At 65.9% G+C, this 5,042-nt stretch carries 7 protein-coding genes and 1 pseudogene; all 8 read right to left on the bottom strand.

From position 1 onward, the window contains the following. The coding region (locus EOA27_RS21415; RefSeq protein ID WP_127257095.1) for a flagellar basal body P-ring protein FlgI at positions 1-815 on the bottom strand (815 nt) is incomplete at its 3' end. Continuing rightward, positions 812-1,336 carry a flagellar basal body P-ring formation chaperone FlgA gene (flgA, locus tag EOA27_RS21410; RefSeq protein WP_126081525.1) on the bottom strand — a complete coding sequence of 175 codons (525 nt, stop codon included), beginning with the start codon at positions 1,334-1,336 and terminating at the stop codon, positions 812-814. The genes flgA and EOA27_RS21415, both read right to left, overlap by 4 nt. A 3-nt stretch (positions 1,337-1,339) precedes the next feature. Further along, positions 1,340-2,128, bottom strand: a complete 789-nt coding sequence (gene flgG / locus EOA27_RS21405; RefSeq protein WP_126081526.1) for a flagellar basal-body rod protein FlgG — start codon at positions 2,126-2,128, stop codon at positions 1,340-1,342. 10 nt (positions 2,129-2,138) lie between these two features. Then, positions 2,139-2,468: a flagellar hook-basal body complex protein FliE gene (locus EOA27_RS21400; RefSeq protein WP_126081527.1), complete on the bottom strand. Its 330-nt coding sequence runs from the start codon at positions 2,466-2,468 to the stop codon at positions 2,139-2,141. Then, the gene (gene flgC, locus EOA27_RS21395) at positions 2,468-2,884 is read right to left on the bottom strand and encodes a flagellar basal body rod protein FlgC (RefSeq protein WP_042640471.1); all 417 of its coding nucleotides are present in this window, start codon (positions 2,882-2,884) and stop codon (positions 2,468-2,470) included. Before flgC ends, EOA27_RS21400 begins: the two co-directional genes overlap by 1 nt. Positions 2,885-2,886: 2 nt before the next feature. Further along, positions 2,887-3,267, bottom strand: a complete 381-nt coding sequence (gene flgB, locus EOA27_RS21390; RefSeq protein ID WP_126081528.1) for a flagellar basal body rod protein FlgB — start codon at positions 3,265-3,267, stop codon at positions 2,887-2,889. 86 nt (positions 3,268-3,353) lie between these two features. After that, positions 3,354-4,142, bottom strand: a complete 789-nt coding sequence (locus tag EOA27_RS21385) for a hypothetical protein (protein ID WP_126081529.1) — start codon at positions 4,140-4,142, stop codon at positions 3,354-3,356. Further along, positions 4,123-5,042: pseudogene (fliI, locus tag EOA27_RS21380) on the bottom strand (flagellum-specific ATP synthase FliI); the annotation flags it as partial. The gene EOA27_RS21385 and the pseudogene fliI, both read right to left, overlap by 20 nt.

The raw sequence follows: 5,042 nt of genomic DNA, 5'->3' as shown, positions 1-5,042 counted from the left end.
GTGCGGGCATCGCGCTCGGCGGCGACCCGCATGCCGAAGCGCTGCGAGGTGTAGTCGTTGACGGCGTCGGCGATGCGGATGGCGGTCGAGAAATCGGGATTGCGCAATTGCAATGTCAACACGCCCTGGTCGTCGAACTCGGCCGGAACGGCGCGCTCTACGATCGCGCCGTTGGGCACGCGGCCGGCGGTCGGCACGCCTTGCGTGAGTTCCTCGGCCTGACCCTTGGCGGTGAAGCCGCCGACAATCACCGAGCCTTGCCCGACGGCATAGATCTCGCCATCGGCCGCCTTCAGCGGCGTCATCACCAGCGTGCCACCGGCGAGCGAGGTGGCGTCGCCCATCGACGAGACGTCGATGTCGATGCGGGCGCCGGACTGGACGAAGGGCGGCATGTTGGCGGTGACGATGACGGCGGCCACGTTCTTGGCGCGCGCGCTGCCGCCTTCGGTGGCGATGCCGAGATTCTCCAGCATGGCGCGGATCGACTGCTCGGTGAAGGGCGAGTTGCGCAGGCTGTCGCCGGTGCCGGCAAGGCCGATGACCAGGCCGTAGCCGACGAGCTGGTTGTCGCGCGCGCTCTGCAACTGAGCAATGTCCTTGATGCGCGCGGCCACCTGGCCGGGCGGCAGCGTGCTTGGTCCGGTGGAAACGCGGAACATGCGCTGGGTCGTCGCCGGATCATATTCCGGATCGTCGTAGACGCCGCCGTTCTTCTGCGCGAGCTCGCGTTTGGCCTTGGGCGTCAGCCCATCCGCCAAAGCCGGCTGAATGCCGATGGCCGCCGCGAGCAGAAGGACAAGGGCGCGCATCACGAAGCGCCGACCTTGATGGTGCCGTCGGCCATCACCGTGCCGGAGATGATCTTGCCGCTGTCGATGTTGCGGATCTTGATCTGGTCGCCGGCAGCGCCTGGCTGCAGCGTGACGCAGGCCGCCGAAATGGTGAGCGCGCCGGCGGTGAAATAGACCTGCACGGAAGCGCCCTGTTCGACCAGCCAGGCGTCGCGGATAGCGGTGACCGGGATGTAGCGGCCGGGCAGTAGCGTGCGCTTGGCGACCTTGCCCTGAAGCTCCTCGGAGCGCGTCGCCATGCCGTCCGGCTTATGCTTGCCGGGTATGAGCGTCACCTGCTTGAGCGAGGCGGATTCGATTGTCTCACCGGGATAGATGACCCGGTTGGGGATCAGCACGGCCTCGCCGACCGCCTGGCCAGCGACGATCTGGTTCGCCGACTGGCCGGTGGTGTCCTGCGCGATAGCCGGCGTGCCGGCGGCCACCAGGACGGTGGCCAGCACGGCGCGGCGGAGTGCGGAGGAGATCGGCCCGGCCATCATCCGTTACCTGATGTTCTTGGAGACAACCGAGGCCATGTCGTCGGCGGCCTGGATGACCTTGGAGTTCATTTCATAGGCGCGCTGCGCCGAGATCAGCTCGGTGATTTCCTTGACCGGGTCGACGTTGGATGATTCCAGATAACCCTGCTGGATCGTGGCGAAGCCGGGGTCTCCAGGGACGCCGACATTGGCCGGGCCCGAGGCAGCCGTTTCCTGGAAGAGGTTGTCGCCGAGCGGGGCCAGGCCCGCCTCGTTGGCGAAATTGGCGATCTGGAGCTGTCCGAGAAGCTGGAGGTCAGTCTGACCGTCCAGGCGGGCAAAGACCTGGCCGGTCTTGTTGACGATAACCTCGATGGCGTCGGTCGGCACGGTGATGGCCGGGATGACGTTGGCGCCGTCCACCGTCACGAGCTGGCCGGTGGCGTTGGTGTTGAAGGCGCCGGCGCGGCTGTAGAGCGTGCCGCCGTCGGCGCCCTCGATCTGGAACCAGCCCCTGCCGGTCAACGCCAGGTCGAAGCTGTTGCCGGTGCTGGCCAGTTCGCCCTGCGTGTGGACGTTGCGCACGGCGGTCGTCTTGACGCCAAGACCGATCGAAACGCCTTCCGGCACCAGCGAGGTGTTGGAACGGTTGGGCACGCCTTGCGTGCGGTCGACCTGGTAGAGCAGGTCGGAGAATTCGGCCCGCGCCCGCTTGTAGCCGGTGGTGTTGATGTTGGCGATGTTGTTGGCGATGACTTCCAGGTTGGTCTGCTGGGCGTTCATGCCGGTGGCGGCGATGGCGAGTGCTTTCATGACGCGGTTCCTAGATACTCATGCGACTGATCTCGAGGTAAGCCGAGACGACCTTGTCGCGGATGGCGATGGTCGTCTGCAGCGCCTGCTGGGCGCTCAACACCGCATCGACAACCTGACGGGTGTCGGCGTCGCCCTTGAGCGCCTGTATCGACATCTGCTCGGCACCCTGCAGCGTGTTGACGGTCTTCGTCGCGGCCTGGCTGAGGACGTCGGCGAAGCTGCTGCCGATGCTTTCGCTGGCCTGCGTCCCGACACCGCCTTGAAGCAGGCCCGGCGCGGCCGAGTCGGTGCCGTCGATTGCCGGTTTGAACTGTAGTGCCCCAATACCGCCAATCATTACTGGTTCCTCATCAGGTCGATGGTCATGGAAATCAGATCGCGAGCCTGCTTGATGACTTGCAGGTTGGCTTCATAAGAGCGGTTCGCCTCGCTCATGTCGGCCATTTCGACCAATGTGTTGACGTTGGGCATCTTGACGTACCCTTTGGCGTCGGCGGCTTCGTTGCCGGGCTGGAATTCGATCGGGAAATCCGAAGGATCGCGATTGATGCCGCTCACTTCCACCAGCGAGCCGCCGGTTGCGCGGTCGACCTCGGATTGAAAGGTGATCGTCTTGCGGCGATAGGGATCGGCGCCGGGCGTGCTGCCGGTCGACTGGGCGTTGGCGAGGTTTTCCGAGACCACGCGCAGGCGCTCAGACTGGGCACCAAGGCCGGAGGCCGCGACTTTGAGGGCTGCGGTGAGGGCGTCCATGGTCAGCTCTTCACCACCATCGTCATCATCGAATGGAAGGCCTTGACGATCGCCGTGTTGAGCTCGAAGGAGCGGCGAACCTCGCCGGCTTTCATCAGCTCCTGCTCGAGAACGACGGTGTTCTTCGACGGCATGATCGCGCCGTCTGGATCCTCCGGCTTGACGTTGAAGCCGGCATTGGTGGTTTCGGCGCCGAGATGGCCCGTCTGCGTGGCAGCCAGCGTCACCGCGGTGCGGTCGAGGACCTTTTCGAACGGCTCGACATCATTGGCCGTATAGCCCGGCGTGTTGGCATTGGCGATGTTGGAGGCAATCGCCGACTGGCGCACGGTCAGCCATTGCGACTGCCGCGTGGCAAGGTCGAAAAGATTTACGGGTTCCATGGGAATCTCCCGGACAAGTACGCACAAGACTAGGCGGCCAGTCTTGCGCGGACCTTGCGCGGGCGGGGCTGTACGGCCCGGCTCCGTTACTTCGAGAGCTGGATCACCTTGTCTGTGCTGGTGACGATCACCCACTTGCCGCCGCGCTGCTCGATCGAGGCGACGCGGCTCGAATCCGGCAGGACGGAGCCGCGCTGAACGACCCACAGACCCGTATCGTCCTCGATCATGGCGCGGCCGTTGGCGACATGCACCATCTTGAATTCGGAAGCGGCGGCCGGGAAGGGCTGGTCGGCGGGCGGCGGGGCGGGATCATCCTGCACCGTGCCGGTCGCAAACAGGTCGATATCGGGATTGGGAACGTCCTTGGCCGTCAGCGGTCCGCTGCGTTGAGCCACAACGCCACCGCCCTCACGTCCGGAATTGCTGCCGCTGCCGCCGAACTTGATGGTCTGGACGCCGAACTGCTCCTGGTTGAAGAAGATGTACCAGGGGAACAACGCACAGATGAGGCCGAGCGTGATGCCGAGCGCGGCGATGACGAAATCGCTGCGGCGGTCGGCGCTCCTGTCGGCCAGGCGCGGGAACTGGGCTTTCGGTGGCTCCGGCCACTCGGTGCGGGGAAAAAGCCCGTCGAGCACGGAATCGCGGCTGGCCTGCGCGACATCGGCGCTCCCGGCGGCGGATTTCCGCGGCGGATGCTGCCTGTCGGCTCTGTTCAGCAGAGCCGCTGTCTTCTGTGTCTTGGCATTCGCGACCTTGTCATTGGCGGATCTTGCCGCGTCGGCCTCGGCCCTTTCCGCCGCCTCGGCCTCGGCAAGCATGTCGCGCAACATGCGCTCGGTATATTGGAGCTCAGTCTCCTTGATCGCCATTCAGCTTCCCCTTGAGATGGCGGGCGAGGTCGGCGAACGGATCCGCCGACGCGCGGTCCCTCGGCGATTGCGTAAGCGCCTCATAGATCAGCGGCACCTGGCGCACGGCGTTGTCGAGCTCGGCATCGGCGCCGCTTTGGTAGGCACCCAAAAGACGGATGTCGCGCGTATCCTCGAAGCGCGCGATCATCGATTTCAGCCTGGTCACCAGCACGCGCTGTTCCGGGCTCCAGGCCTTGTCGGCAAGGCGCGAGATGGACGACAGCGGATTGACCGGCGGATAGCGGCCCTGCTCGGCAAGGGCGCGGTCGAGCACGACATGGCCGTCGAGGATGCCGCGCACCGAATCGGCGACCGGGTCGTTGTGGTCGTCGCCGTCGACCAGCACGGAAATAATGGCGGTGATCGAGCCTTTTCCCTCGGCGCCCGGGCCGGCGCGTTCGAGCAGCTTCGGCAGGTCGGTGAAGACCGAGGCCGGATAGCCGCGTGCGACCGGCGGCTCGCCCGTTCCGGTCGCCACCTCGCGTAGCGCATGCGCGAAGCGGGTGATGGAATCCAGCACCAGGAGCACGCGATGGCCCTGGTCGCGGAAATGCTCGGCCACGCACATGGCGGTGTCGGGCGCACGCCGGCGCATCATGGCGCTTTCGTCGCTGGTGGCGACCACGGCGACGGTCTTGGCCATGCTCTCGGCGCCGATCGTATCCTCGAGGAACTCGCGCACCTCGCGGCCGCGCTCGCCGATCAGGGCCACGACCACGGTATCGAAGGCCTCGGCGCCGGCGAGCATGGCAAGCAGCGTCGACTTGCCGACGCCGGAACCGGCGAAGATGCCAAGCCGCTGGCCGAAGCAGAGCGGGGTGCGGGTGATCGACATCTTCACCCCGCTCTGCTTCGGCC

Source organism: Mesorhizobium sp. M2A.F.Ca.ET.037.01.1.1, from assembly GCF_003998075.1.
GTDB lineage: Bacteria > Pseudomonadota > Alphaproteobacteria > Rhizobiales > Rhizobiaceae > Mesorhizobium.
Note: the sequence above shows the minus strand (reverse complement) of the source record. Positions and strands in the feature narration are given on the sequence as shown.